Genomic DNA, 24,871 nt, shown 5'->3' with positions numbered 1-24,871 from the left:
CGCCGGGCAGCCGTCAGGCGGGGGCGATCTCGGGCCAGGGGAGGGTGAGTTCGCCGTGGCGCCAGCGGCGGGGGCCGTCCAGGACCGGCCAGCCCGCCGCCCGTACCGCGGCGACCGCGCGCAGCCAGCGTTGGCGCGGGCCGTACGGGGCGTAGCCGGCGGCGGCGTGCCAGGCGTCGTCGAGCGCGCGGATGAGGTCGTGGATCCGCTCGCCGGGGACGTTGCGGTGGATCAGCGCCTTGGGCAGCCGTTCGGCCAGCTCCGCGGGGGTGTCGAGGGTGGTGAGCTTCGCGGCGAGGGTGAGCGTACGGGGGCCGTCGGCGTCGATCAGCAGCCAGCCGCCGAGCCGCCCCAACTCGTCGCAGGTGCCCTCGACCAGCAGCCCGCCCGGGGCCAGCCCGGCGGTCATGGTGCGCCAGGCATCGGCGACCTCGCGCTCGTCGTACTGGCGCAGGACGTTGAACGCGCGGACCAGGGCGGGTCGCAGCCCGGCCAGCTCGAAGCCGCCCCGGGCGAAGGTGAGCCGGGGTGGGTCGGCGGACGGCTGGGCGGCGGCGACGCGTACCGGATCGATCTCCAGCCCGACGACCCGCACGTCGGGGCGGACCGCGGTGGCGAGCCGGGCGCGCAGTTCGACGGCGGTCACCGGGCTGGCGCCGTAGCCGAGGTCCACCACCAGCGGGTCGGCCGCCTCGCGCAGCGCCTCCCGGCAGGTCTCGACGATCCAGTTGTCCACCCGGCGGAGCCGGTTCGGGTTCGTCGTGCCCCGGGTCACCACGCCGAGCGGCCGGTGCCGCGCCGTGCCCGTCATCGTCCGCGACCGTCCGGGCCGGCTCAGCCGACCCGGTGCACCTTGTGCTGGGCGGCCTGGGCCAGCGGCCGTACGACGAGGCGGTCCACGTTGACGTGCTGCGGGCGCGTCGCGCACCAGGCGACGCAGTCGGCGACGTCCTCGGCGACCAGCGGCTCGGCGACCCCGGCGTAGACGGCCGCCGCCCGCTCGGCGTCCCCCGCGAAGCGGACCAGCCCGAACTCGTCGGTCCGGACCATGCCCGGGTCGATCTCGATCACGCGCACCGGTCGGCCGCAGAGTTCCAGCCGCAGCGTGCCGGCGATCGCCGTCTGCGCGTGCTTCGCGGCGGCGTAGCCGCCCCCGCCCTCGTACACGGTGAAGCCGGCGGTCGAGGAGACGACCACGATGGTGCCGGCCCCGGACGCCTCCAGCGCGGGCAGCAGCGCCTGGGTGACACGCAGCGTGCCGAGCACGTTGACGTCGTACATCCACTGCCAGTCGCCGACCGACCCGGACTCGACCGGGTCCAGGCCGCGCGCGCCGCCCGCGTTGTTGACCAGGAGGGTGACCGGGCCCAGGGCCGTCGCCGCCCCGGCCAGGCCGGCCACCGACTCGTCGGAGGTGACGTCGCAGGCCACGGCGGTGGCCGCACCCCCCGCGGCCTCGATCTCGGCCACCAGGGCGGCCAACCGGTCGGTACGCCGCGCGGCGGCGAGGACGTGGAACCCCTCGGCGGCGAGCCGGCGGGCGGTGGCCGCCCCGATTCCGCTGGAGGCTCCGGTGACGACGGCGACAGAGGTCATCCGGCCATTCTCCCCCGGGCCACCGGGGCGGGTGCCGGCGGCGTGGTGATGAGGTCCGTCACGCCCGGGCGCCGCCCCGGCGCATTACAGGTGCCCGATGGGGAAGATGACATCGGCCGGGGACGTTGTCCGAAGGGCGCCGGGCGTGCGGACGGCATCAACCGTGACAAAGGGGAGCGGACGTGGCGGAATTGCACACCGGTGTGGGTCGTCAGCGCGGTGCGCGCCCGTGGCCCCGCCCCCGGCGGATCGCGACGCTCTCGGTGCACACCTCACCCCTGCACCAGCCGGGCACCGGCGACGCCGGCGGCATGAACGTCTACATCCTGGAGGTCGCCCGGCGGCTGGCCGAGGCGGGCGTCGAGGTGGAGATCTTCACCCGGGCCACCTCCGGCGACCTGCCCCCGGTGGTCGAGACGGCACCCGGCGTGCACGTCCGGCACGTCACCTCCGGCCCCCTCGAAGGGCTCACCAAGGAGGAGCTGCCTGGGCAGCTCTGTGCCTTCACCGCCGGCGTGCTCCGCGCCGAGGCGTCCCGGCCCCCGGGCCACTACGACCTGATCCACTCCCACTACTGGCTCTCCGGGCAGGTCGGCTGGCTGGCCAAGGAGCGCTGGGGGGTGCCGCTGGTGCACACCGCGCACACGCTGGCGAAGGTCAAGAACGCCCAGCTCGCCGCCGGGGACCGGCCCGAACCGAAGGCCCGCGTCATCGGCGAGGAACAGGTGGTCACCGAGGCCGACCGGCTGGTCGCGAACACGACGGTCGAGGCCCGTGACCTCATCGACCGGTACGACGCCGATCCGGCCCGCGTCGCCGTGGTCGAGCCCGGCGTGGACCTGGACCGGTTCCGCCCGGCCCCGGGCAACCGCGACCGCGTCGCCGTCGAGGCCCGCCGCCGGCTCGGGCTGCCCGCCACCGGGTACGTGGTGGCCTTCGTCGGCCGCATCCAGCCGCTGAAGGCCCCGGACGTGCTCATCCGCGCGGTGGCCGCGCTGCGCGAGCGCGACCCGGTTCTCGCCGACGAGGTGACCGTGGTGATCTGCGGGGGCCCCAGCGGCAGCGGGCTGGACCGGCCGACCGCCCTGATGGAGCTGGCCGGCACGCTCGGCGTCGCCGACCGGGTGTGTTTCCTGCCCCCGCAGACCGGTGACGACCTGCCCGCCCTGTACCGGGCCGCCGACCTGGTCGCGGTGCCGTCGTACAACGAGTCCTTCGGCCTGGTCGCGCTGGAGGCACAGGCCTGCGGTACGCCGGTGGTGGCCGCCGCCGTCGGCGGCCTCGTGACCGCCGTGCGGGACCAGGTCAGCGGCGTGCTGATCGACGGCCACGACCCGGCCGACTGGGCCCGTACGCTCGGCCGCCTGCTGCCGGACCGGCCCCACCGCGCCGAGCTGGCCCGGGGCGCCGCGCGGCACGCCCGCAACTTCTCCTGGCACCGCACCGCCTCCGGGCTGCTCACCGTCTACGGCGAGGCGATCGCCGCGCACCGGGCCCGGCTCGCCTCCGAGCTGGCCTGCGGCCCGGCGATGTCCTGCTCCTGGTGACCGCTCGCGCGCCTGCCTGCCGGCCTACGGTCGCGCGCCGACCCCCGTTGCCTGATGCCGACCGTCGTTGCCTGGGCCGGCCGCTCTCGTGCCGGCCGTCGTCGCCTGGCGCCCGCCGCTGTCGCGTTGGCCGTCGTCGCCGGCCGTCGTCGCCTGGTGCCGGCTGCTGTCGTGCCGGCCGTCGTCGTCCGGTGCCGGGGCGGTGCCGGCCGTAGAGTGGATCCGATGAGCGGGAAGAGTGATCTTGCGGCCCTGATCGAGTCGGTCTGCGACGAGCGGGAGCTGGCCTGGGAGTCGACCGGCCCGGGCTCGTACGCGGTCACGCTGCCGGGCACCCACAAGCTGAAGACGGTCTGCAACCTCATCCTCGGCGAGCACGCGCTGCGCATCGAGGCGTTCGTGATGCGCCAGCCGGACGAGCGGCGCGAGGAGCTGTGGGCCTGGCTGTTGCAGCGCAACGCCCGCATGTACGGCGTGTCCTTCTCCGTCGACGCGGTCGGCGACGTCTACCTGACAGGTCGCGTCAACCCGGCCGGGATCGACGCCGACGAGCTGGACCGGCTCCTGGGCGCGGTGCTGACGTACGCCGACGAGTCCTTCGACACGATGCTGGAGATCGGCTTCGGCAGCTCGATCCGGCGGGAGTGGGAGTGGCGGGTCAAGCGGGGCGAGTCCACCGCCAACCTCGCGGCGTTCGCCCACCTCTTCGAGCCCTCCCCGGGCGCGGCCGGGCAGCCGGGCACGGCAGGGTAGGTCGGGCGTCGTCGGGCAGCCCTGTGCCGTTGGGCAGCCTGGTGCCCGCCGGGCAGTCGGATGCCGTCGGGCCGTACCGGTGTCGCCGGGCCGATCGGGGGTGCCGCCGACGACCGCCTCGGGTCGTGCTCGCCGGGAGGGTCCTGGCCGCGCTCGTCGACCGGCCTGGACCACGGGTGCCCCGGTCGGAGGTTCGGACCGGTCCTGACGGGTATGCCGCACTGCGCGGTGCGGCACTGGGACCCGCCGCGCGCCGAGGACCAACTGTCGAGGAGCGTGAGCGTCCCATGGCTCAGCGGAACAGCTCAGGTCGCGGCGGGACTGCGACCAGGACGAAACGGCAGCCGGGCAACCAGACCCCGAACACCCCGTCGATCTCCGAATCCGAGATCTCCGGGATGAAGGTGGACGAGATCCGGGGGCAGCTGCGCAAGCGCGGGGTCTCCGGCATCTCCGCCCTGCGCAAGCCGGAACTGGTGAAGACGCTGGCGAAGACCCTGCGGGCGGAGCGTCCCTCGGGCGGTGCCGCGCGTCGCAGCACCGGGCCCGCCGGTCGGGCGACGGGGACGCGGGCGTCCGCCGGACGGGCCGCCGCCACGAAGAAGGCGGCGTCGGGCCGGGCGGCGAACAAGGCAGCCCCGGGCCGGGCACAGGCGGCGAACAAGGCCGCTCCGGCGAAGAAGGCTGCGGCGAAGAAGACGGCCCCGGCGGCGAAGAAGGCTGCGGCGAAGAAGACGGCGGCTGCGAAGAAGGCACCGGCTGCGAAGAGAGCTCCGGCGGCGAAGAAGGCGGCGGCGAGGAAGACCGCTCCGCCGGCGAAGGCGGCGGCGAAGCGGGCTCCGGCCAGGAAGGCCGCCCCGGCGAAGAAGACCACGTCGGCGGCCCGGAAGTCCACGGCGGCCCGTACGTCCGCGTCGGCGTCGTCGCGGGCGGGCACGGCGCGCGGCGGTACGGCGACCGGTGTCCGGACCGGGCGGAGCACCTCGCGGTCGGTGCGCTCCTCGCAGCTCATCTCGTCCACCGCCGACCGGCCGGAGCGCCCCGGCCGAAGCCTGGTGACCACCAACCACGACGTGATCCGCAACTGGGCGCGGGAGCGCGGCGCCGCACCGGCGACGATCGCGGGAACCGAGCGGGAGGGGCGGCCCGGCGTACTCACCTTCAACATGCCCGGTTACCGCGAGAGCAGCCGGGTACGTGAGATCACCTGGGACGAGTGGTTCCGGACCTTCGACGAGCGGAAGCTGAACCTGATCTACCAGGAGCAGCTCCGTGACGGCCGGCCGAGCAACTTCTTCCGTACGGAATCGCCCGATCGTGAGGACGCCTGACGTGTTTGGGGGAATGGTCGACGGGTAACCGCTGTTGGCCACCACCGAGGCCCGAAGTGACGGTACTCCCGGTGGGAATCGGAGCTGTGACCGGCGAGACAGCCCGTCCAGGTTGTCTTCGTAATCCCGGGCGAACTAACTTTATTGCACCGCGCCACGCTTGGAACCGTTCGGGGGAGCGGTGGATCGATCAGATCCGTGCACCGAGTGAGGCGCGGGGGACGGGTGGAACAACACCGTTGGGGGACGGTGGCCACCTGTTTGGACCGGCGGCGCGAGCGGGCGACGCCTACGGGGGTGGGCTTCGCCCGCCGCCGCCGGTCATACGGTGCGAACGCCCATCGCGATCACGAGTCGCGGTGGGCGTTCTGCTGTCCCCCCCACCCGGGCTTTCCTTCCCGCCCGCCGCCTGCGTTGATCATGATGTCGGCGGCGATGTCGATCTCCCAGGGCCGCCAACCTGATGATCACCGCACCGAGGACGGGGCGGGGGTCGGGGATGGGGGAAGGGGGGTGGAGAGCTGGCGGAGGGCCGCTACGCGGCGTTCGCGGGGTGGGCCGGCGAGCAGATGGCAGCCGGCGGCCAGCAGCCCGAGTCCGCCGACGATGAGCCAGTGCCGGTCCCCGAGATACTGGAGGCTGACCCCGCCCAGGGTGGGCGCCACGAACGACGCCGCCGGGAAGGCCAGGTAGAACACCGACTGGTAGCGGGCCCGCAGCTCGAGCGGGGCGAGGTCGGCGTTGATCTGCGCGTTGGGCGGCGCGGCGAGCATCTGGCCGACCGTCCAGACCACCGCCGCGGCCAGGTAGACCGCCACGTCGTCGGCGAACGCGAGAGTGGCGAAGCCGAGCGCCAGCAGCGCGGTGGAGACGGCCAGGACGCGGTCCTTGCGGTGCCGTTCGATCAGCCGCGGCACGAAGAGCTGCCCGAGCACGATCAGGACTCCGCCGAGCGCCACCACCGCGCCGTACGCCGACGGGCGCAGGCCGTCCGACCGCATCGCCAGGGGCATGATCGTTGACGTCTGCATGGTCAGCACGGCCAACACGAAGGTCAGGCCCACGAAGGTGAGGAAGGTGCGGTCGGTCAGCGCCGTGTGCAGCCCCGGCTCCCGCTCCCGCCCCGCCTGCCGCTCCCGCCCCGCCTGCCGCTCCCGCCCCGCCCGCCGCTCTTGCCCCGCCCGCCGCGGCCACCCCACTCGCCGCTGCCGCTCCCGCCCCACCCGCCGCGGCACCGCTCCGCTGCCGCGGACCGGTGCCACCCGAAGATCTTGGACACTTTCTGACCGGTCGGAGCGGAAAGTGTCCAAGATCGGGGCAGCCTTGGCGGCGAGGCGGGGGAGCGTCTCCGGGACCTTCCAGGCGATGACCACCGCCGCGAGCGCGGTGGCGGCGGCGTCGACCAGGAAGAGCGCGACGAAGCTCGCCTCGGCGAGGAGGCCGGCCAGCAGCGAGGCGACGGCCATGCCCAGGTTGAACGCCCAGAACTGGAGGTTGAAGGCCCGGGAGCGCCGGCGTTCGGGCACCACGTCGACGATCGCCGCCACGAAGGCGGGGCTGGGCATCGAGTGCGCCACCCCGACCAGGGCGGCGAGCGCCGCGATCATCACCAGGTGCCGGCTGAAGGCCAGCCCGACCATCAGTCCGGCGGTGGCCAGGTGGGCGGCGAGCAGGGTGGACCGCCGCCCCCACCGGTCGGCCAGCACCCCACCGAGCAGCACGCCGCCCGCCCCGCCCAGCCCGTACGCCCCGACGACCGTGCCGGTGAGCGCCTCGCTCGCTCCCCGCGCCTCGGTCAGGTAGAGCGACAGGAAGAGCATCGCGAAGGCGCCGGCCCGGTTGATCAGCAGTCCGGCCCAGAGGTACCAGAAGGTGGCGGGGAGCCCGCCCGCGGTGTCGTCCAGCCAGCGGCGCAGGGCCCGCACCCGTCCTCCCGACAGTTCTGTTTCCTAACCGAGGCGTCCTCGGCCGAAGCGTCCTCGACCGTAGGAAGCCGAGGGCTGCCGCGCCAGCGTGTCGCTGGTCACCGCGCTCCCGTCGGCTCCGGCGCCCGCCCCGGGCCTCTGTCCGGCAGGCCGTCGCTCCCGGCCGGACCGACCGGCCCTGCCGGGCCCTTGTCCGGCAGGCCGTCGTCCCCTGCTGGGCCGATCGGCCGCCCCGGGTCCCTGTCCGGCAGGCCGTCGCTCCCTGCCGGGCCGACCGGCCGCCCCGGGCCCCTGTCCGGCAGGCCGTCGTCCCCTGCCGGGCCGACCGGCTCGGCGGGGGCCGTCGCCGCCGCCTCGGCGGCCTGCGGGGCGGGCGGGCGGATCGCCACCACCGGCACGACGGGACCGGTGGCCGCCCGCAGCAGCGTGGCCCGCCGCTCCCGGGCCGGGCCGGAGATCAGGTGGGCGAGCGCCATCAGCCCGCCGATGGCGGCGCAGCCGAACCAGAGCTGGGCGTTGCCGGCCTGCTCCCGGACCAGGCCGCCGAGGACGGGCGCGACCGCGGCGGCTCCCTGCCAGGAGAGCGAGAAGACGCCCTGGTAGCGGCCGCGCAGCTCGGCGGGGGAGAGTTCGGCGATCAGGGTGGCGTTGGACGGCGAGTTGAGCATCTCGCCGACCGTCCAGACCAGCACGGTCAGGCCGTAGAACCAGGCGGTGTCGGCGAAGGCGGTGAGCCCGAACCCGACGCCCATCACCACCGACGCCAGGGCGAGCACGTGCGATCGGCTCCGGCCCCTGATCAGCCGGGGAACGAAGAGTTGGCCGACCACGATCAGCACCCCGTTGAGCGCGATGACCGAGCCGTAGGTGGTGGGGCTGAGCCCGGAGTCGCCCATGGCGATCGGCAGCATCGAGATGTGCTGGAGGAAGACCAGCGCGGCGAACAGGTTGAGCGTCACGAAGCCGAGGAAGACCCGGTCGCGCAGGATGGTGCGCAGCGCCCCGACGGGGGCGCCGGCGCCCCGCTGGCCGCCCCCGCCGGCGGGGACCCGCCGGGTCTCGCCGACCTTGAGGAAGATGACCAGTGCGGTGATCACGGTGGTGGTCGCGTCGACCACGAAGAGCAGCAGGAAGCCGGCCTCGGCGGCGAGGCCGGCGAGGATCGCCGCGCTGGCGAAGCCGAGGTTGATCGCCCAGTAGTTCAGCGAGAAGGCGCGCAGCCGGTCCTTCTCCGGCACCACGTCGATCACCATCGCGCCGAACGCGGGCCGGGCCGCCTCGGCGAACATGCCGAGCAGCAGGGCGCCGAGCGCCACGGCCCACAGTTCCCGGGCGAAGCCGAGGGCGAGCATCATGGTGGCCGCGCCGAGATGCGCGGTGAGCAGGGTGGGCCGGCGGCCCCAGCGGTCGCTCAGCGTGCCGCCGGCGGTGGTGCCGAGCGCCCCGCCGACGCCCCAGAGGCCGAGCACCAGCCCCGCCTGCGACGCGGAGAAGCCGCGCTCCTGCGTCAGGTAGATGGCCAGGAAGACCAGGACGAACGAGCCGAGCCGGTTGATCAGGGTGCCGGCCCACAGGTACCAGAAGCTGACCGGTAGGCCGCCGGTGGTGTCCCGGAACCAACCCCGCATCGTCCGCACGCCAGCGCCCCCGTAATGACCGTCTTGATTGTTGCGCCTTACAACCTAGTGCCAGGCCGGATCTCCGGGCAGCGCATTTTCCACGTGGTGGTCGTCACGACCACCGCCCGCGCGTCGCCCGACGACGTGCGGCAGGATGATCGGCATGACTGCTAGCGAGGGGCCCACCGTCGGGACGCTGGTCCTGCTGCGGCACGGCGAGAGCGACTGGAACGCCAAGAACCTCTTCACCGGCTGGGTCGACGTCGACCTGACCGAGAAGGGCGAGACCGAGGCGCGCCGCGGCGGCGAGCTGCTGCGCGAGCACGACCTGCTGCCGGACGTGGTGCACACCAGCGTGATGCGCCGCGCGATCCGCACCGCCGAGCTGGCGCTCAACGCCGCCGACCGGCACTGGATCGCCGTGCGCCGGTCGTGGCGGCTCAACGAGCGGCACTACGGCGCCCTCCAGGGCAAGAACAAGAAGCAGACCCTGGAGGAGTACGGCGAGGAGCAGTTCATGCTCTGGCGCCGTTCGTACGACACCCCGCCGCCGCCGATCGCGGACGACGACGAGTTCTCGCAGGTCGGCGACCCGCGTTACGCGCTGCTGCCGGGCGAGCTGATGCCCCGCACCGAATGTCTCAAGGACGTCGTCGAGCGGATGCTGCCCTACTGGTACGACTCGATCGTGCCGGACATCCTGGCTGGCCGTACGGTGCTGGTGGCCGCGCACGGCAACTCGTTGCGCGCCCTGGTGAAGCACCTGGACCAGATCTCCGACGAGGCGATCGCCAAGCTCAACATCCCCACCGGCATCCCGCTGCGCTACGACCTGGACCCGCAGCTGCGCCCGCTCACCCTGGGCGGCACGTACCTGGACCCGACCGCCGCCAAGGCGGCCGCCGCCGCGGTGGCCAACCAGGGCCGCTGACGTAGCCACGGAAAGGGCCCCTTCCCGGCGCGACGCGCGTGGGAAGGGGCCCTTTGCGCGCGCTCAGCCCGCCGTGGGGGTGGTCTGTCCGGTGATCAGGTAGACCACGTGTTCGCCGGCGTTGACGGCGTGGTCGGCGAAGCGCTCGTAGAAGCGGCCGAGCAGGGTGGCGTCGATGGCGGTCTCCACCCCGTACGGCCAGTCCTCGCCGAGCAGCAGCCCGAACAGGCTGCGGTGCAGGTCGTCCATGGCGTCGTCGTCGCCGTCGAGTTCGGCGGCGAGGTCGGCGTCGGGCTTGGCGAGCACCGAGCCGATCTTGATGGCCATCCGGTCGGCGATGGCGGCCATGTCGGTGAAGGTCGGCCGCAGCTCCGCCGGGACGGCCGGCGAGGGGTGCCGGCGCAGGGCGGTCTTGGCGACGTGGTCGGCCAGGTCGCCCATCCGCTCCAGGTCGGCCGCGACGTGCAGCGCGGTGATCATCGCGCGCAGGTCGGAGGCGACGGGGGCCTGCCGGGCGAGCAGGTCGCAGACCCGCTCCTCGACGTGCCGGTAGAGCTCGTCGATCTCGGCGTCCCGCTCGATCACCGTCTCGGCCGCCCGGCGGTCCGCGGTGAGCAGGGCGTGGGTGGCCTGCCGCATCGCGGCCCGGACCCCTTCCGCCATGTCCACCAGCAGTTGGCTGACGATCTGGAGGTCAGCCCGGAACTCGTCGCGCATTGTCACGTCCTGTGGTCGCTGGTTGTCGGTCGCCCGGCCGGGGGGCCGGCGCAACGGTCGCCGGCTCCGTGGCGCGGGCGAGGGTCGCTGGTCGCCGGCCCCGGCCGGCGGGGGCAGGTACGCCGCCCACGGTAGGTCGGGCGGGGAGACCCGAGGTGAACCTCGGTGAACGACGCCGGACGCGGGAGTGAACTTTGCCGGAAGCGAAGGTGATTCATCCTATTTGTGGTGGTTGCCAGGTTAACAATGACCCTACGATCGCCGGGTGGAATGGGCGGTGACGGTCGCGGTGGCCGTGGGGCTGGCGGTCGGACTGGTCGCCGGGGTGCTGCTGCCCCGGCTCGTTCCGGCGCTGGGCGAACGCGCCACGCGGGCGGGGAGCCGGTCCGGCTACCCCCACACCTCCGGGAGGCTCCCGATAGCCGAGGATCCGCAGTCCGGCATCGGCCGCCGGACCATCGACTCCCTACGGGCCGGCGTGGTCGTGCTCGACCCCGACGACCTGCCCGTCCTGGTCAACCCGGCCGCCCGGGCGATGGGGCTGCTCCGCACCGGCCCCACCCAGGGCTCGATCGCCGCCCACCCACTGATCCGTACGCTCGCCGGGCAGGTGCGCCGCACCGGCGTGCGGCGCGAGATCGAGCTGGACCTGCCGCGGGGCCGCGACAACGCCGGGGTGAACCCGCTCGGGGTGCACCTGCGGGCGATGGGGATCGGGGCGGGCTTCATCGCCGTCGAGGCCTCGGACGTGACCGAGTCGCACCGGCTGGCCCGGGTCCGCCGCGACTTCGTCGCCAACGTCAGCCACGAGCTCAAGACCCCCATCGGGGCGCTGCAACTCCTCGCCGAGGCGCTGCTGGACGCCACCGAGCCCGCCGGGGCGGGCGCACCCGACCTCTCCGAGGACCTGGTCGCCGCGCGTCGGTTCGCCGAGCGCATCCAGCACGAGTCGACCCGGCTGGGCCGCCTGGTGCAGGAGCTGCTGGAGCTGACCCGCCTCCAGGGCGCCGAGCCGCAGCCGCCCCCGGAGCCGGTCGCGATCGACTGGGTGATCGCCGAGGTGATCGACCGGACCCGCACCTCCGCCGCCGCCCGCCGGATCGAGGTGGCCGTCGACGCCGAACGGGGCCTGACCGTCCACGGCAGCGACGCGCAGCTCGCCACGGCCGTGTCGAACCTGGTGGAGAACGCCGTCAACTACTCGGGCGAGGACACCACCGTCCGGATCACCGCCCGCGCCGCCGACGAACACGTGGAGATCTCCGTCGCCGACCAGGGCATCGGGATCGCCCCGACCGACGTCGACCGGATCTTCGAGCGGTTCTACCGGGCCGACCAGGCCCGGTCCCGGTCGACCGGCGGCACCGGCCTCGGGCTGGCCATCGTGAAACACATCGCCGGCAACCATGGCGGAAGGGTGGAGGTGTCGAGCACTCTTGGTGGTGGATCGACGTTCACCCTCCGGCTGCCCACCCGTCCCCCCGACGAGGGCCTGGCGACACCGCCGCCCGCTGGGATCGAGGCCGGTCCGGCCGAGCTCCGGCAGGCCTGACAGCACATGGAAAGGAAGTCCCGTTGAGCCGCGTACTGGTGGTCGAGGACGAGGAGTCGTTCTCCGACGCCCTGTCGTACATGCTCCGCAAGGAGGGTTTCGAGGTGTCCGTCGCCGCGACGGGGACCGCCGCCCTCACCGAGTTCGACCGGACCGGCGCCGACATCGTGCTGCTCGACCTGATGCTGCCCGAGATGTCCGGCACCGAGGTGTGCCGGCAGCTCCGGCAGCGTTCGCACGTGCCGATCATCATGGTCACCGCCCGGGACAGTGAGATCGACAAGGTGGTCGGCCTGGAGATCGGCGCCGACGACTACGTGACCAAGCCGTACTCGCCCCGGGAGCTGGTCGCCCGGATCCGGGCGGTGCTGCGGCGGCAGAGCGCCGAGGCCGCCGAGTCGGGCGGGCCGACGCTGGCCGCCGGCCCGGTCCGGATGGACATCGAACGGCACGTGGTGACCGTCGACGGCGCCGCGGTCCAGCTACCGCTCAAGGAGTTCGAGCTGCTGGAGCTGCTGCTGCGCAACGCGGGCCGGGTGCTCACCCGGGGCCAGCTCATCGACCGGGTCTGGGGGGCCGACTACGTCGGCGACACCAAGACCCTCGACGTGCACGTCAAGCGGCTGCGCTCCAAGGTCGAGCCGGAGCCGTCCGCGCCGCGCTTCATCGTCACCGTGCGGGGTCTGGGCTACAAGTTCGAGCCCTGACCGGCGTACGCACGACGGGGCCCGCGCCGCGCGCGGGCCCCGTCGTCGTCGGTCGGTCAGGCGCCGTCGGCGGGGTGCGGGGCGACCATGCCCTGCCGCCTGCGCGCCCCGCACACCTCGGCCAGCTTCGCGTACGCGGGGGCGCCCACGAGCGCGGTCAGCTCCGGGCCGTACGAGACGTACATCGGCTCGCTGCCGACGTGCGCGTCGGTGGAGGACGTGCACCACCAGTCCAGGTCGTGCCCGCCGGCACCCCAGCCCCGCCGGTCGAACTCGGAGAGCGTGGAGACCAGCACCTTCGTGTTGTCCGGACGCTTGACCCACTCCTGGTCGCGGCGGATCGGCAGCTGCCAGCAGACGTCGGGCTTGTATTCCAGCGGGTGCACCTCGTCGCGCAGCGCCTGCGCGTGCAGGGCGCAGCCGGCGCCGCCCGGGAATCCGGCGTCGTTGAGGAAGACGCACGGCCCGTCCGCCTCCTGGGTGGCGGTGCGGCGGGCGGAGCTCTTGCCGTCGATCGTGTCGTTCTCGGTCCAGTTCTTGAACCCGCGCCGGAAGTGCTGCCACGTCGCCGGGGTCAGCCGCTTGACCGCGGCCCGGACCCGCTGCTCGTCCTCGGAGTCGGTGAAGAACGCGCCGTGCGAGCAGCAGCCGTCGGCGGCCCGGCCGGCGACGATGCCGTGGCAGCCCCGGCCGAAGATGCACGTCCAGCGGGAGAGCAGCCACGTCAGGTCGGCCCGGATGAGGTGGTTGTCGTCCGCCGGGTCGGCGAACTCGATCCACTCCCGGGGAAAGTCCAGGGGCACCTCGCGGCTGCGGGGGTCGTCCGGGTCGTCCACCAGCACACGGAGTTCGATCTGGCCTGTCACCCGGCCCAGCGTACGCCCGGTGCCCCCACCGGTCCGCCGAGCCGCGCAATCCGGTTGGCCCTAGTGTCTTCAGCATGCGACTGGGTGTCCTCGACGTCGGTTCCAACACGGTGCACCTGCTGGTGGTCGACGCCCATCACGGGGCGCACCCCTGGCCGGCGCACTCGGAGAAGGTCGTGCTGCGGCTGGCCGAGCAGATCGGCCCGGACGGCGCGCTCACCGAGGCCGGCGCGGACGGCCTGGTCAAGGCGGTCGGCATGGCCAGGGCGGCGGCCGTGGGGCTGGGCGCCGAGGACCTGATCGCGTTCGCCACCTCCGCCGTCCGCGACGCCACCAACGCCGCCGAGGTGCTGGCGCGGGTGCGCGACGAGACCGACGTACGCCTGGAGGTGCTGCCGGGTGCGGACGAGGCGCGGCTGACCTTCCTCGCGGTGCGGCGCTGGTTCGGCTGGTCGGCGGGCCGGCTGCTGGTGCTGGACATCGGCGGCGGCTCGCTGGAGCTCGCGGCCGGCATCGACGAGGACCCGGCCGTGGCGGTCTCCCTGCCGCTCGGCGCCGGCCGGCTCACCCGGGACCGGCTCCGGGTGGCCCCCGACAGCGCGGCGCCGCCGCCGGCCGAGGCGGTCGACGAGCTGCGGGCGTACGTCGACGGGCTGCTGGAACCGGCCGTCGCGCAGCTGACCGCGGTGGGCTGGGAGCGGCCGGTGGCCACCTCGAAGACGTTCCGGACGCTGGCCCGGCTGGCCGGCGCGGCGCCCTCCGGCGCCGGACTGTGGGCGCCCCGCCGGCTCACCCGCGCCGGGCTGCGCCAGGTGCTCGGGTTCATCCGGCACATCCCGCCGGCCCAGCTCGCCGAGCTGGAGGGGGTCAGCGCCGGCCGGGCCCACCAGTTGCTCGCGGGGGCGGTCGTCGCCGAGGCCGTGCTGCGCCAGTTGGACGTGGACGCGCTGGACATCTGCCCCTGGGCGCTGCGCGAGGGCGTGATCCTGCGCCACCTGGACCAGCTCGGTCCGGTGTGAACCGCGAACGGTAGACGGTCCGGTGTGATCTGGGCGGTTTGCGGTCTCTCGTCACGAGGTGTCGATCGACCCCGGCTACCCTCGATGGTGTGACTTCCCGCGTCCCCGTGCTCCTGTCCACGTCCTCGGTCTTTCCTGAGCGGACCGCGGCGGCGTTCCAGTTGGCCGCCGCGCTCGGCTACGACGGCGTCGAGGTGATGGTCTGGACCGACGCCGTCAGCCAGGACTCCGGCGCGCTGCGCGGGCTCGCCGAGCACTACGGCGTCCCGGTGCTCTCCGTCCACGCGCCCTGCCTGCTGGTCACGCAGCGGGTGTGGAGCCCCGACCCGTGGGAGCGGCTGCGTCGTTCCGCGGAGCTGGCGGCGACGCTCGGGGCGCCCACCGTGGTGGTGCACCCGCCGTTCACCTGGCAGCGGGACTACGCGCGCAACTTCGCCGACGGGCTCGCCACGATCGCCGCCGACTACCCCGACCTGCGCTTCCCGGTCGAGAACATGTACCCGGTCCGGATGGCGGGGCGGCAGTTCGTGCCGTACGTCCCGGGCTGGGATCCGACCGAGACGGGGTATGACTCCTACACGCTCGACCTGTCGCACTGCGCCGCCTCGCACACCGACTCGCTGGCGATGGCCGACCGGATGGGGGCCAACCTGGCCCATGTGCACCTCGGTGACGGCACGGGTGAGGGCCGCGACGAGCACCTGGTGCCGGGGCGCGGCACCCAGCCCTGCGGCGAGCTGCTCTCCTCGCTGGCCGGGCGCGGCTTCACCGGCTCGGTCGCCGTGGAGGTCACCACCCGGGGCGCGAAGAGCCGCGCCGTGCGGGAGGCCGACCTGCGGGAGTCGCTGGCGTTCGCCCGCCAGCACCTCGGCACCCCGTCCCCGGTCGACGCCTGACCGCCGCGCCGTGCCCGGTGGCCGCCCGGAGGGCCGCCGCCCCGTGCCCGGTGGCCGCCCGGAGGGCCGCCGCGCGTGCCCGGCCGGCACCGGAGGGCCGGCCGGGCACGGCGTCAGACGGTCGTGCTGAGCGATTCCTTGCTGTTCACGCCGGCCTGCTCGCCGATGGCCGCGCGCTTGCGGGCGCGGTGGGCGGCCACGTGCGAGCGGGTGGCGCAGCGTTCCGAGCAGAACCGCCGGCAGCAGTTGGACGAGGTGTCCAGGTAGACGTTGCCGCAGCGGTCGTCGGCACACACCCCGAACCGGGCGCTGCCGTACTCGCAGAGCCAGACCGACAGCCCCCAGGCGGCGCCGGCCAGGTATTCGGCACTCACCGAGGCGCCCCGGCTGGTCACGTGCATGTGCCAGTCGCTGGAGTCGTGCCCGGAAATGCGGGGCTGCACCGGGAACGCCTCCAGCAGCGCGTTGAGCTCGGTCACCGCCTGGGCGTCCCGCCCGGATGTGCCGTACTCGAAGACGTCGCGCAAGCGCTTCTGCGCCCGCCGGAATGTCGCGAGGTCCCGTTCCGCCACCTCGTCGCGCATCCACGCGTTGTCGTCGGGGAAGAGGGCCCGGAGGTCGTCGAGGTCGTCCAGGCGGGCGTTGACGAGGTCAACGCCGGTCCGGGCGTACGCGTCGAAGTTCACGCCCACAACCGTAGACGACTCAGGGGACCCGTGGCGCGTCGATGTAGTGCGGCAGGAACCGCGCGTAGCCGTCGGTGATGAGGCTCGCGCTCTCCCGCACCCCCACCCCGGCCGACTCGCCGTCGACGATCCAGCTGCCCAGCACCATCCGGTTGCCGGCGAACTCCGGCAGCGCCCGGAACTCCTGGTAGCACCAGCCCTCGTCGCCGTAGATCCCCGGGTTGGTGATCTCGGTGTCGCCCGTGACGATCCGCACCGAGCCGCCCTCGCGGCCGAGCAGCGGCTTGGCCACGTACTCGGTCATGCCGCGCGGCGAGTCGAGGTACGCGGGCAGCAACAGCTCGTGGCCGGGGTACAGCTCCCAGAGCACGGCGAGCAGCGCCTTGTTCGACAGCAGCAGCTTCCACGCCGGCTCGATCCAGGTCGTCGGGGTGCCTGGCTCCAGCGCCAGCGGCCCGTACGGCTCGGCGAGCATCCACTCCCAGGGGTAGAGCTTGAAGCAGGTGGTGACCGGCTGGTCGGCCGCGTCGACGAAGCGGCGGCCGTCCCAGCCGAGCCGCTGGATCGGCTGGAGCGTGACCTCCAGCCCGGCCTGGCGGGCGGTCTCGGCGAGGTAGCCGGCGGTCATGTGGTCCTCGCCGGACTCCTCCTCGTTGGACCAGACCACGTGCACCCGGCGGTCGTGCAGCCCCGCGCCGATCTTCGCCCAGGCCTCGACGAGGCGCTCGTGCAGGCTGTTCCACTGGTCCAGCTCCGGCCGGGTGTGCTCCAGCCAGTACCACTGGATGATGCTCGCCTCGACCAGCGCGGTGGGGGTGTCGGCGTTGTACTCCAGCATCTTCGGCGGCCAGGTGCCGTCGTAGGCGAGGTCGAAGCGCCCGTAGAGGGTGGGCGGCGCCTCGCGCAGCGACCGGGCCACGGCCTCGGCCGCCCAGGCGGGGATGCCGAACTCGGCGTAGCGGTTGCGCGCGACGACGTGCTCGGCGGCGGCGACCGACATCCGGTGCAGCTCCTCGGTCGCCTCCTCCAGCCGCAGCACCTCGTCCAGCTCGAACGCGTACGCGGCGGTCTCGTCCCAGTAGGACATGATGCCGCCGTCGGGCAGCTCGGTGTCGACGTACACCAGGCCCTGGGAGCGGATCGTGGCGTCCCAGTCCGGTCGGGGGGTGACCGACTCCCGGCGCACCTCAGCCGCCGCAGGAGGCGAGGTGGGTGCCGAAGCCGCCCCGGTCGGGCACCGCCGCGGCGGCCGGCTCCGGCGCGGTGCGCCCGGCGGTCACCGTGGGCGCCCGCAGCGCCAGGGCCACCGTCTCGCCGCCGCCCACGGGGCCGAGGGCGCAGTCGTCATCGTCGTCGTCCGAGGACATGTTGCAGCCGGAGAGGGTGAGCGCGAGGACGGTGAGCGCGCCGAGCTGCACGGAGGCCGACCGGAGCCGGCGGCGGGGGCGTTGTTCCACGTCATCGTTGTAACCGATGGGGGCCACCGCCGTCCGCCCCCGGTCGGTGCCTGTGACGGTGTTGGGACCTGGCGACCGAGGCTGCGCCCGCTGCCCCGCGCGGGGCCACCGGCGGGCGTTACGCTCGGTCCATGCTCCGTACCGTCATCCTCGCCGCCTCCCGGTCACCCCAGGTCGAGCGGCTCGTCGCGACGGCCCCGTTCAGCCGGGACCTCGTCCGCCGGTTCGTCGCCGGCGCCAAGACCGACGACGCGTTGCGCGCGACCCGCGAACTCGTCGACGACGGTCTCGCGGTCACCCTCGACAACCTCGGCGAGGACACCGTCACCCCCGAGCAGGCCACCGCCACCCGCGACGAGTACGTCGGGCTGCTCCGGCGGCTCGCCGAGGCGGGGCTCACCCCGGCCGCCGAGGTGAGCGTCAAGCTGTCGGCGCTGGGCCAGATGTTCGACGAGCAGCTCGCCTACGACAACGCGCGGGCGATCTGCGCCGCCGCCGAGGAGGCGGGCACCACGGTCACCCTGGACATGGAGGACCACACCACCACCGACTCGACGCTGGACATCCTCGCCAAGCTGCGCAAGGACCACCCGTCGACCGGCGCCGTGCTCCAGGCGTACCTGCGGCGGACGGAGTCGGACTGCCGCGAGCTGGCCACGGCCGGTTCCCGGGTCCGGCTGTGCAAGGGCGCGTACAAGGAGCCGGAGTCGGTGGCCTACCAGTCCGCGCGCGAAGTGGACAAGTCCTACGTGCGGTGCATGAACATCCTCATGTCCGGCGACGGCTACCCGATGCTGGCCACCCACGACCCCCGCCTGATCGCCATCGGGGAGGACCGGGCCCGCTGGTTCGACCGCGGCCCCGAGCGCTTCGAGTTCCAGATGCTCTACGGCATCCGTCCGGAGGAGCAGGCCCGGCTGGCCGGCGAGGGCTACACCGTGCGCACCTACCTGCCCTACGGCGAGGACTGGTACGGCTACCTGATGCGCCGGCTCGCCGAGCGCCCGGCCAACCTGATGTTCTTCGGCCGGGCCGTGCTGTCGAAGAAGTAGGTCAGCCGTTCGACCAGCCCCGGGTGCTCAGCACCAGGCGGTAGCCGTCCGGATCGGCCACCGTCACCCCCCAGCGGTCCCAGTACGGGCCGGCGGAGACCCTCGTCCCGCCGGCCCGTTCCAGTTCTCGGACCAGCCCGTCGTCGACGGGGCCGTCGAGGTAGAGCACCAGCAGGTCCTCGGCGGTCGGCGTCGGCGCGACGGCGTGGTCCCCGCCGACGAGTTCGAGGTGCCAGTGGTCGCCCGGCCGGCCGACCATCAGCAGGTCGTGCTCGCCCGGCGCCTCGGCGGCGGAGCGCCAGAGCACGTCGAGGCCGAGTCCGCCGACCCAGAAGCGTTCGGCGGCTGCCAGGTCGCGGCTCGGTCGGGCGATGCGCAGGTGCGTGGGGGCGAGCGACATGACCCGATCGTGCGACCTGAAGCCGACGTGAGGTCAAGCCCTTGACGGCGTTGGCTAACTACATTAGCTTATCGGTTATGATGGTTAGCTATGTGGAGCGGGACGGCGGGCGGATCGCCTACGAGGTGCACGGGCAGGGGCCGCTCGTCGTCCTCTCGCACGGCATGGGGGAGAACCGCGGCTCCTTCCGCCACCTGGTCCCGCTGCTCGTCGCGGCCGGGCACCGGGTGGCGGCGGTGGACGTCCGGGGGCACGGCGCGTCCAGCGCCGGCTGGCCGACGTACGCCCCGGCGGAGGTCGGCGCCGACCTGCTCGCGGTGGTCCGCGACCTCGGCGATGGACCGGCCACCCTCGTCGGCAGCTCGTCCAGCGCGGCGGCCGTGGTCTTCGCCGCCGCCGACGATCCCGCGCTCGTCAACGGCGTCGTCCAGCTCGCCCCGTTCGCCGAGGAGCCGAAGCTCAACCCGTTCATGCGGGTGGCCCTGGCCGCCGTGCTGCGCAGCCCCCGGCTGTTCGGGCTCTTCCACCGCACGCTCTTCCCGTGCGAGCGGCCGGCCGACGACGCCGCGTACCGCAAGGCCATGGTCGCCACCCTGCGCGAGCCCGGCCGGATGGCGGCGATGCGCGGCGTGATCGCCCCGGCAGACCCGCACTGGACCGCGCGGGCGCGCGAGGTCCGGCAGCCGGTGCTGGTGCTGATGGGCACGAAGGACCCGGACTTCCGCGACCCTGGTGCCGGGGCGCGGGCGGCCCGCCGGCTCTTCGCCACCGCCGAGGCACGGATGATCGACGACTCCGGCCACTACCCGCACGCAGACCAGCCGGCGCGCACCGCCGCCCAACTCGCCGAGTTCCTGGCGGTCACCGGTGCCTAGGGCCGGGCTGACCCAGGCGAGCGTGGTGCGCGAGGCGGCCCGCCTCGCCGACGAGGTCGGCGCCGACCAGCTCACCCTCGCCGCGCTGGCCAACCGGCTCGGCGTCGCGCTGCCGAGCCTCTACAAGCACGTGCGAGGGGCCGACGCGCTCGCCCAGAAGCTCTCCGCGTTGGCCACCGCCGAACTCGCCGACGAACTGACCGCCGCCGCCGCGGGCCGGGCCGGCGGGGACGCGCTGCGGGCCGTCGCCACCGCCTACCGGGCGTACGCGCACCGGCACCCCGGTCGCTACCCGGCCACCCAGCGGGTCCCGGACCCGGCCGACCCGGAACACGTCGCCGCCGGCGAGCGGGCCGTCGGGGCGATCCGGGCCACCCTGCGGGGCTACGGGCTCGACGGCGACGACGCCGTCGACGCGACCCGGATGCTGCGTAGCACCCTGCACGGGTTCGTCTCGCTGGAGGCGGCCGGCGGCTTCGGCATGCCCCGCGCTGTCGATGCCACGTTCGACAACCTGGTCGCCGCGCTGGACGGCGCGTTCCGGTCCTGGCCCCGCGCGGACCGCCGCTGACGGGCCTGGGTCCGCTGCCGCTCTTCCCGCTGGAGCCGGCCGTGCCGGCCGTCGGCGGCCGGTGGGGCTGACCCTGGACGCGGCGACGCCCGGCCGAGGTGGGTGGCCGCCGTCGCCGTGCCGCCGTCTGCTGCCGCGCTCCGGGCTGCCAGGCGGCGTGGCTCGCCGGGCCGTGGTCGCCCGGCCGGCCCGATGGTCGTACCCTTCGGCGGGTGACTGACGGGCAGCCCGGAACGGACGGCCGACCGGTGACGGACGGCACGCCGGCCGCCGCGACAGAAGAGGCCGGGCCCGCTGACGGCCCCGAGCCGGCTGATGGGGCCGGGCCCGCTGATGGGGCCGGGCCCGCTGACGGCGCTGAGCCCGCTGACGGCGCCGGGCCCGCTGCCGAGGCCGGGCCGGCTGACGGTGCCGAGTCCATCGTCGAGGCCGAGGCCGAGATTGAGGCCGAGCCCGCCGAGAGGGCCGAGCCGGCTGGCCCCGCCGAGCCCGCCGAGAGGGCCGCGCCTGTAGAGGGGGCCGAGCCCGCCGAGGAAGCCGCGCCCGCTGAGAGGGCCGCGCCCGCTGACTCCGCCGGGACGGCCGCGCCCGCCGCGCCGGCCCTTCCGGCGGTGGGCAGCGAGCGGTCGTCGCGGCGGATCCGGCCGCTCGGGGTGGCGCTGGCGGTGGTCGTACTGCTGCTGGCCTGCGGCCTGCCCGCGGCGCTGGTGGCCGGCCTGGTGCGCGCCGGTGACCCGCCGGGGCCGGGGGCGTCCGCCGCGCCGGCCGACGACCCCGCCACCGCGGCCGCCCGCCGGCTCGGCGAGCGGATGACGGCGGAACTGGCCCGGCAGTCCGCCGCCCTGCTCGGCGGGGACCGCACCGGGTTCCTGGCGGTTGCGGAGCCGGTCGCGCATCCGGACCTGCGCCGCCGGTACGCCGCGCTGCGCGCGCTGCGGGTGACCGCCTGGCAGGCCGGCGCCAACGGCCTGCCCACCCCGGTCGAGGGCCGGCCCGGCGAGTGGCGGTTGCTTGTCGAGTTCCGCTACTGCTTCGTCACGCCGGACTGCCGCACCAGCCGCGTGCTGACCGGCACCCGGTGGCGGGAGGGGGAGCGGCCCCGGCTGCTCGCCGTGGAGCCGTCCCGGTCCGCCGAGACCGGCACCCGGCCCTGGGAGGTCAGCGCACTGGCCGTGGCCGTCGGTCGGCGTACGCTCGTGGCCACCACTCCCGCCCTGCGCAAGGAACTGCCCGACCTGCTGGCCCAGGCGGAGGCCGCCGCCCGGGTCGCCGACACGTACGCCGTGGGTGGCCGCACGCCGGACCGGTACCGGATCTTCTACGCGGGCCGGGGCGAGTGGCAGCGCTGGTACGGCGGCGGCCGGCCGAAGTGGACGGGTGGGTACGCGGTCACGGTCGGCGGCGGCCACCACGAGGTGGTGCTCAACGCCGACGGACTTGTCGCCGGCGGGGTGGACGACCTGCTCCGGCACGAGCTGACCCACGCCGCGTCCCTGCCCGAGCGGGGCTACCCGGGCAAGGGCACCTGGTGGCTGGTGGAGGGGCTGGCCGAGTACGCGGGCGCCGACGGCGAGCCGATCGACCGGTACGCGGGACTGGACGAGGTGCGGCGCCTGCTCGGCGGCGGCTGGGACGGCCGGCTCGACAGCCTCAGCCCGGCCGACGACGCCCCCGCCGACCGGGTCAGCGGCAGCTACGGCGTCTCCTACCTGGCGGTCCGGCACCTGGTCGACCGATTCGGCCCGGAGCGGCTGCTCGCCTTCTTCGCGGCCGTGGTGCACGAGCGCACGCCGGTGGACCAGGCGGCCGAGCGGGTCCTCGGCGAACCCTGGTCCGCCCTGCACGACGAGTGCGTCGGGTACGCCCGGGCCGTGGTCGGCTGACGGGCCGGGCGGCGCCGTGGCCCCCGCTGGCGCCGGTCCGGGCGGCCCTCGACATTCATGATCGACCGCTGTCGGGCCGCGCCGGGCGACCTGACACACTGGTGCCCGCTCCCAGCGCGGAGCCCCGGTCCGCGTCCGGAAGCGGCCCGGGGCACCCGTCCGGTGGCTCCGGTGGCGCCGCCGGAGCCACCGGACGCCTTCCGCGCGGCGGCCCGCTTCCGACCGTCGGGGCGGCCACGTGCGTCGGGCAGCGTCCCGACCGTCCCGGACCGGGCGGCGTGTCCCGGGCGGGGACCGATCGGACGCCGGGCGCAACAGGTTCGACAACGAACCGACCGGTCGGGTGGACACCGGCGAGAATCATGATCAGTTGTACGAAGGGATCGCGCCGGTCACAGCCGTCCCGCTACCGTACTGGTAACACGCGCGTCGCCGGTCCGGGCGGGACGAACCCGTCCGGTGGCACGCGCCGGGCATGGGATTGGTCGGTGAGCCATGGCCGGGTCGCAGTCCGACGGACGGCTGTCGGAGGTCAAGTTCCTCACCGTCGCCGAGGTGGCGACGGTGATGCGGGTGTCGAAGATGACGGTCTACCGCCTGGTGCACAGCGGTGAGCTCACCGCTGTCCGGGTCGGCCGGTCGTTCCGGGTGCCCGAACACGCGGTGCACGAATACCTGCGGGGCGCCTTTCAGGAAACCGCCTGACCCTCCCGCGGGCCGTCGTTCAAGCACGACGTAACGGGCATCGACGGGGGCGCGTTGGTCCTGCTGACGCTCTCCGGCTACCCTGGACCCCGACCGTGACCGCAGGTGCGCCCTGCCGCTTACCCCGCTGGTCCGGTCCGTTGTCCGCAAGCGGTCGCCGACGCCACACCGTGGCGTCATCCGGTCGCCCCGCACGTTGCATCGAAAGGCTTTCGTATGGGCTCGGTGGTCAAGAAGCGCCGCAAGCGCATGGCTAAGAAGAAGCACCGCAAGCTGCTGCGCAAGACCCGCGTCCAGCGTCGCCGTCTCGGCAAGTGACCGGGGCCGGGTCCCGGCCCGGCTCCCGTCGTCACTTGCCAACTGTCGACCCCCGGAGGCTCAGGTGATCACGCCGCGGATTTCCCGGTTCGATCCCTCCTGCCGGGGAAGGTGCGCGACATGACCCCCGGTGGCACCACAGGTGCCCCGGGGGTCGTCGTCGTCACCGGGGTCAGCCGGTACCTCGGCGCGCACGTCGCGGCCCGGCTCGCGGCCGACCCCCGCATCGAGCGGGTCATCGGCGTGGACCAGCCCGAGCCCGGCGCCGAGTTCTCCGACCTGCTCGACCGGGTCGAGCGCGTCCGCGTCGACGCCGGCTCGCTCGGCGGCCTCCTCGCCGACCTCGACGTCGACGCGGTGGTCCACCTGGCCCTGGTCACTTCGCCGGATCCGCAGCACGGCGGTCGCTCGGCGATGAAGGAACAGAACGTCATCGGCACGATGCAGCTCCTCGCCGCCTGCCAGCGCGCGCCCCGGCTGCGCAAGCTCGTGGTCCGCTCCTCGACGGCCGCCTACGGGGCGTCGTTCCGCGACCCGGCCGTCTTCACCGAGGAGACCGAGCCGCGCGAGGTGCCGCGCGGCGGGTTCGGCCGCGACATCCTGGACATCGAGGGGTACGTCCGCGGCTTCCGCCGCCGCCGGCCCGACGTCACCGCGACCGTGCTGCGCTTCGCGCCGTTCATCGGCTCGACCGCCGACACCACCCTCACCCGCTACTTCTCCCGGCCGGTGGTGCCCACCGTGTTCGGGCGGGACCCCCGGTTGCAGTTCCTGCACTTCGACGACGCGCTGGAGGTGCTGCACCGGTCGATCGTCGAGGACCATCCGGGGACGTACAACGTGGCCGGGCCGGGCGTGCTCTCCCTGTCGCAGGCGATCCGGCGGGCCGGTCGGGTGGCCGTGCCGGTGCTGGAGCCCGGCCTCTCCAGCGCCGCCGCGATCGCCCGCAACCTCGGCTTCGGCCGCTACGGCCTGGACCAGGTCGACCTCTTCGTGCACGGCCGGGTCGTCGACACCAGCCGGCTGGAGCGGGAGTACGGCTTCACGCCCCGTTCCACCGCCGCCGCCTTCGACGACTTCATCCGCGCCCACTACGGCGGTGTCGTCGTGAACCGGGACCAGTTGGCCGTCGCGGAGCAGCTCGTGCTGGACGGGATCCGGCAGGTCCGGGCGGCCGTACGGGAGGGCTCGTGAACGGGCCGGAGGAGCGGCGCGACGGCCGCTACGACGTACCGCTGACCGTGCCCGCGCCGGACGCGGAGCCCGCGCGGGCGAACGGACACCATCTCGGCACCCCCGACGAGCCCGACACCTCCGCCACCGACGAGACGGTCGCGCACGACGCGCCGGCCCCCGCCGACGAGCCCGACCCGGCGGCTACCGACGAGCCGGCCGCCGCCGTGGCGGACCCGGCGCCGGGCGGCACGGGACCGAACGGGGCCGCGCCGGCCCCCGCCGGGCCGGC

General features: G+C 74.3%; 24 protein-coding genes and 2 pseudogenes. 16 read left to right on the top strand and 10 right to left on the bottom strand.

Translation table 11 applies throughout. From position 1 onward, the window contains the following. Positions 1 to 13: 13 nt before the first annotated feature. A complete protein-coding gene (locus ABZ573_RS22670; RefSeq protein WP_327029671.1) occupies positions 14 to 811 on the bottom strand; it encodes a class I SAM-dependent methyltransferase in 798 nt (265 codons plus the stop codon). A gap of 23 nt (positions 812 to 834) precedes the next feature. Beyond that, complete coding sequence (locus ABZ573_RS22665; RefSeq protein ID WP_151453000.1) at positions 835 to 1,596, bottom strand: SDR family NAD(P)-dependent oxidoreductase; 762 nt, start codon at positions 1,594 to 1,596, stop codon at positions 835 to 837. 182 nt (positions 1,597 to 1,778) lie between these two features. Here ABZ573_RS22665 and mshA point away from each other — a divergent pair, with 182 nt between their 5' ends. The 3 genes from mshA (at position 1,779) to ABZ573_RS22650 (ending at position 5,227) form a co-directional block, all read left to right on the top strand. After that, positions 1,779 to 3,143, top strand: coding sequence for a D-inositol-3-phosphate glycosyltransferase (mshA, locus tag ABZ573_RS22660; RefSeq protein WP_358120679.1), 1,365 nt, complete (start codon positions 1,779 to 1,781; stop codon positions 3,141 to 3,143). Between the two features lie 225 nt (positions 3,144 to 3,368). Beyond that, positions 3,369 to 3,896 (top strand): YbjN domain-containing protein, encoded by a 528-nt coding sequence (locus ABZ573_RS22655; protein WP_151453002.1) that lies wholly within the window; start codon positions 3,369 to 3,371, stop codon positions 3,894 to 3,896. 398 nt (positions 3,897 to 4,294) lie between these two features. Next, a complete protein-coding gene (locus tag ABZ573_RS22650) occupies positions 4,295 to 5,227 on the top strand; it encodes a hypothetical protein (RefSeq protein WP_358120747.1) in 933 nt (310 codons plus the stop codon). Positions 5,228 to 5,694: 467 nt separating this feature from the next. Here the strand turns inward: ABZ573_RS22650 and ABZ573_RS22645 are convergent, their stop codons facing one another. Continuing rightward, positions 5,695 to 7,152, bottom strand: coding sequence for an MFS transporter (locus ABZ573_RS22645; protein WP_358120676.1), 1,458 nt, complete (start codon positions 7,150 to 7,152; stop codon positions 5,695 to 5,697). 311 nt (positions 7,153 to 7,463) lie between these two features. Further along, positions 7,464 to 8,789, bottom strand: a pseudogene (locus ABZ573_RS22640) (MFS transporter); the annotation flags it as partial. 145 nt (positions 8,790 to 8,934) lie between these two features. Between ABZ573_RS22640 and ABZ573_RS22635 the strand changes: the two are divergent. After that, on the top strand, positions 8,935 to 9,702 hold the full coding sequence (locus ABZ573_RS22635; RefSeq protein WP_151453377.1) for a phosphoglyceromutase: 768 nt from the start codon (positions 8,935 to 8,937) through the stop codon (positions 9,700 to 9,702). Between the two features lie 63 nt (positions 9,703 to 9,765). Here the strand turns inward: ABZ573_RS22635 and phoU are convergent, their stop codons facing one another. Further along, positions 9,766 to 10,419: a phosphate signaling complex protein PhoU gene (gene phoU, locus ABZ573_RS22630; RefSeq protein ID WP_132230787.1), complete on the bottom strand. Its 654-nt coding sequence runs from the start codon at positions 10,417 to 10,419 to the stop codon at positions 9,766 to 9,768. Positions 10,420 to 10,684: 265 nt separating this feature from the next. Here phoU and ABZ573_RS22625 point away from each other — a divergent pair, with 265 nt between their 5' ends. Beyond that, entirely contained in the window at positions 10,685 to 11,971 is a 1,287-nt protein-coding gene (locus ABZ573_RS22625; RefSeq protein ID WP_151453378.1) for an ATP-binding protein, read from the top strand. A 23-nt stretch (positions 11,972 to 11,994) separates the two neighbouring features. Then, positions 11,995 to 12,678, top strand: coding sequence for a response regulator transcription factor (locus tag ABZ573_RS22620; protein WP_151453379.1), 684 nt, complete (start codon positions 11,995 to 11,997; stop codon positions 12,676 to 12,678). Between the two features lie 56 nt (positions 12,679 to 12,734). Here the strand turns inward: ABZ573_RS22620 and ABZ573_RS22615 are convergent, their stop codons facing one another. Continuing rightward, entirely contained in the window at positions 12,735 to 13,544 is an 810-nt protein-coding gene (locus tag ABZ573_RS22615) for a hypothetical protein (protein ID WP_151453380.1), read from the bottom strand. 74 nt (positions 13,545 to 13,618) lie between these two features. Between ABZ573_RS22615 and ABZ573_RS22610 the strand changes: the two genes are divergently transcribed. Beyond that, on the top strand, positions 13,619 to 14,563 hold the full coding sequence (locus ABZ573_RS22610) for a Ppx/GppA phosphatase family protein (RefSeq protein WP_327029667.1): 945 nt from the start codon (positions 13,619 to 13,621) through the stop codon (positions 14,561 to 14,563). 89 nt (positions 14,564 to 14,652) lie between these two features. After that, positions 14,653 to 15,459 carry a sugar phosphate isomerase/epimerase gene (locus tag ABZ573_RS22605; RefSeq protein ID WP_358120669.1) on the top strand — a complete coding sequence of 269 codons (807 nt, stop codon included), beginning with the start codon at positions 14,653 to 14,655 and terminating at the stop codon, positions 15,457 to 15,459. A 113-nt stretch (positions 15,460 to 15,572) separates the two neighbouring features. On the opposite strand, the gene ABZ573_RS22600 is transcribed toward ABZ573_RS22605, so the two are convergent. Genes ABZ573_RS22600 through ABZ573_RS22590 form a run of 3 tightly spaced genes read right to left on the bottom strand, consistent with a single transcriptional unit; the run spans position 15,573 to position 17,602 of the window. Then, a complete protein-coding gene (locus ABZ573_RS22600) occupies positions 15,573 to 16,145 on the bottom strand; it encodes a CGNR zinc finger domain-containing protein (RefSeq protein ID WP_151453382.1) in 573 nt (190 codons plus the stop codon). A gap of 19 nt (positions 16,146 to 16,164) precedes the next feature. Further along, positions 16,165 to 17,331, bottom strand: coding sequence for a glutathionylspermidine synthase family protein (locus ABZ573_RS22595; protein ID WP_358120665.1), 1,167 nt, complete (start codon positions 17,329 to 17,331; stop codon positions 16,165 to 16,167). A gap of 1 nt (position 17,332) precedes the next feature. Further along, positions 17,333 to 17,602 carry a hypothetical protein gene (locus ABZ573_RS22590; protein ID WP_225852019.1) on the bottom strand — a complete coding sequence of 90 codons (270 nt, stop codon included), beginning with the start codon at positions 17,600 to 17,602 and terminating at the stop codon, positions 17,333 to 17,335. A gap of 131 nt (positions 17,603 to 17,733) precedes the next feature. Between ABZ573_RS22590 and ABZ573_RS22585 the strand changes: the two genes are divergently transcribed. Continuing rightward, positions 17,734 to 18,654, top strand: a complete 921-nt coding sequence (locus ABZ573_RS22585; RefSeq protein WP_151453384.1) for a proline dehydrogenase family protein — start codon at positions 17,734 to 17,736, stop codon at positions 18,652 to 18,654. Position 18,655: 1 nt separating this feature from the next. Here the strand turns inward: ABZ573_RS22585 and ABZ573_RS22580 are convergent, their stop codons facing one another. Further along, positions 18,656 to 19,054, bottom strand: coding sequence for a VOC family protein (locus ABZ573_RS22580; RefSeq protein WP_358120660.1), 399 nt, complete (start codon positions 19,052 to 19,054; stop codon positions 18,656 to 18,658). A gap of 77 nt (positions 19,055 to 19,131) precedes the next feature. Here ABZ573_RS22580 and ABZ573_RS22575 point away from each other — a divergent pair, with 77 nt between their 5' ends. The 7 genes and pseudogenes from ABZ573_RS22575 (at position 19,132) to ABZ573_RS22545 (ending at position 24,600) form a co-directional block, all read left to right on the top strand. After that, the gene (locus ABZ573_RS22575) at positions 19,132 to 19,929 is read left to right on the top strand and encodes an alpha/beta hydrolase (RefSeq protein ID WP_358120657.1); all 798 of its coding nucleotides are present in this window, start codon (positions 19,132 to 19,134) and stop codon (positions 19,927 to 19,929) included. Then, complete coding sequence (locus tag ABZ573_RS22570; protein ID WP_327029663.1) at positions 19,922 to 20,500, top strand: WHG domain-containing protein; 579 nt, start codon at positions 19,922 to 19,924, stop codon at positions 20,498 to 20,500. Before ABZ573_RS22575 ends, ABZ573_RS22570 begins: the two co-directional genes overlap by 8 nt. A gap of 611 nt (positions 20,501 to 21,111) precedes the next feature. Beyond that, positions 21,112 to 22,383, top strand: coding sequence for a hypothetical protein (locus ABZ573_RS22565; protein ID WP_358120654.1), 1,272 nt, complete (start codon positions 21,112 to 21,114; stop codon positions 22,381 to 22,383). Between the two features lie 56 nt (positions 22,384 to 22,439). Continuing rightward, positions 22,440 to 22,580: pseudogene (locus ABZ573_RS22560) on the top strand (ABC transporter ATP-binding protein); the annotation flags it as partial. Positions 22,581 to 22,878: 298 nt separating this feature from the next. Further along, the gene (locus ABZ573_RS22555; protein ID WP_007465625.1) at positions 22,879 to 23,088 is read left to right on the top strand and encodes a helix-turn-helix domain-containing protein; all 210 of its coding nucleotides are present in this window, start codon (positions 22,879 to 22,881) and stop codon (positions 23,086 to 23,088) included. 216 nt (positions 23,089 to 23,304) lie between these two features. Next, positions 23,305 to 23,406: an AURKAIP1/COX24 domain-containing protein gene (locus ABZ573_RS22550; protein WP_007465623.1), complete on the top strand. Its 102-nt coding sequence runs from the start codon at positions 23,305 to 23,307 to the stop codon at positions 23,404 to 23,406. Between the two features lie 120 nt (positions 23,407 to 23,526). Next, positions 23,527 to 24,600 carry an NAD-dependent epimerase/dehydratase family protein gene (locus tag ABZ573_RS22545; protein WP_151453389.1) on the top strand — a complete coding sequence of 358 codons (1,074 nt, stop codon included), beginning with the start codon at positions 23,527 to 23,529 and terminating at the stop codon, positions 24,598 to 24,600. Positions 24,601 to 24,871 lie beyond the last annotated feature (271 nt).

Source organism: Micromonospora sp. NPDC007220 (genome assembly GCF_040634035.1).
Taxonomy (GTDB): Bacteria; Actinomycetota; Actinomycetes; order Mycobacteriales; family Micromonosporaceae; genus Micromonospora; species Micromonospora reichwaldensis.
Note: the sequence above shows the minus strand (reverse complement) of the source record. Positions and strands in the feature narration are given on the sequence as shown.

Bases quoted from the DNA above. Each gene is read 5' to 3' on its own strand.
- ABZ573_RS22670 (WP_327029671.1), bottom strand. From the start codon at position 811: ATGACGGGCACGGCGCGGCACCGGCCGCTCGGCGTGGTGACCCGGGGC.
- ABZ573_RS22665 (WP_151453000.1), bottom strand. From the start codon at position 1,596: ATGACCTCTGTCGCCGTCGTCACCGGAGCCTCCAGCGGAATCGGGGCG.
- ABZ573_RS22655 (WP_151453002.1), top strand. From the start codon at position 3,369: ATGAGCGGGAAGAGTGATCTTGCGGCCCTGATCGAGTCGGTCTGCGAC.
- ABZ573_RS22650 (WP_358120747.1), top strand. From the start codon at position 4,295: ATGAAGGTGGACGAGATCCGGGGGCAGCTGCGCAAGCGCGGGGTCTCC.
- ABZ573_RS22635 (WP_151453377.1), top strand. From the start codon at position 8,935: ATGACTGCTAGCGAGGGGCCCACCGTCGGGACGCTGGTCCTGCTGCGG.
- phoU (WP_132230787.1), bottom strand. From the start codon at position 10,419: ATGCGCGACGAGTTCCGGGCTGACCTCCAGATCGTCAGCCAACTGCTG.
- ABZ573_RS22610 (WP_327029667.1), top strand. From the start codon at position 13,619: ATGCGACTGGGTGTCCTCGACGTCGGTTCCAACACGGTGCACCTGCTG.
- ABZ573_RS22585 (WP_151453384.1), top strand. From the start codon at position 17,734: ATGCTCCGTACCGTCATCCTCGCCGCCTCCCGGTCACCCCAGGTCGAG.
- ABZ573_RS22580 (WP_358120660.1), bottom strand. From the start codon at position 19,054: ATGTCGCTCGCCCCCACGCACCTGCGCATCGCCCGACCGAGCCGCGAC.
- ABZ573_RS22575 (WP_358120657.1), top strand. From the start codon at position 19,132: ATGATGGTTAGCTATGTGGAGCGGGACGGCGGGCGGATCGCCTACGAG.
- ABZ573_RS22555 (WP_007465625.1), top strand. From the start codon at position 22,879: ATGGCCGGGTCGCAGTCCGACGGACGGCTGTCGGAGGTCAAGTTCCTC.
- ABZ573_RS22550 (WP_007465623.1), top strand. From the start codon at position 23,305: ATGGGCTCGGTGGTCAAGAAGCGCCGCAAGCGCATGGCTAAGAAGAAG.
- ABZ573_RS22545 (WP_151453389.1), top strand. From the start codon at position 23,527: ATGACCCCCGGTGGCACCACAGGTGCCCCGGGGGTCGTCGTCGTCACC.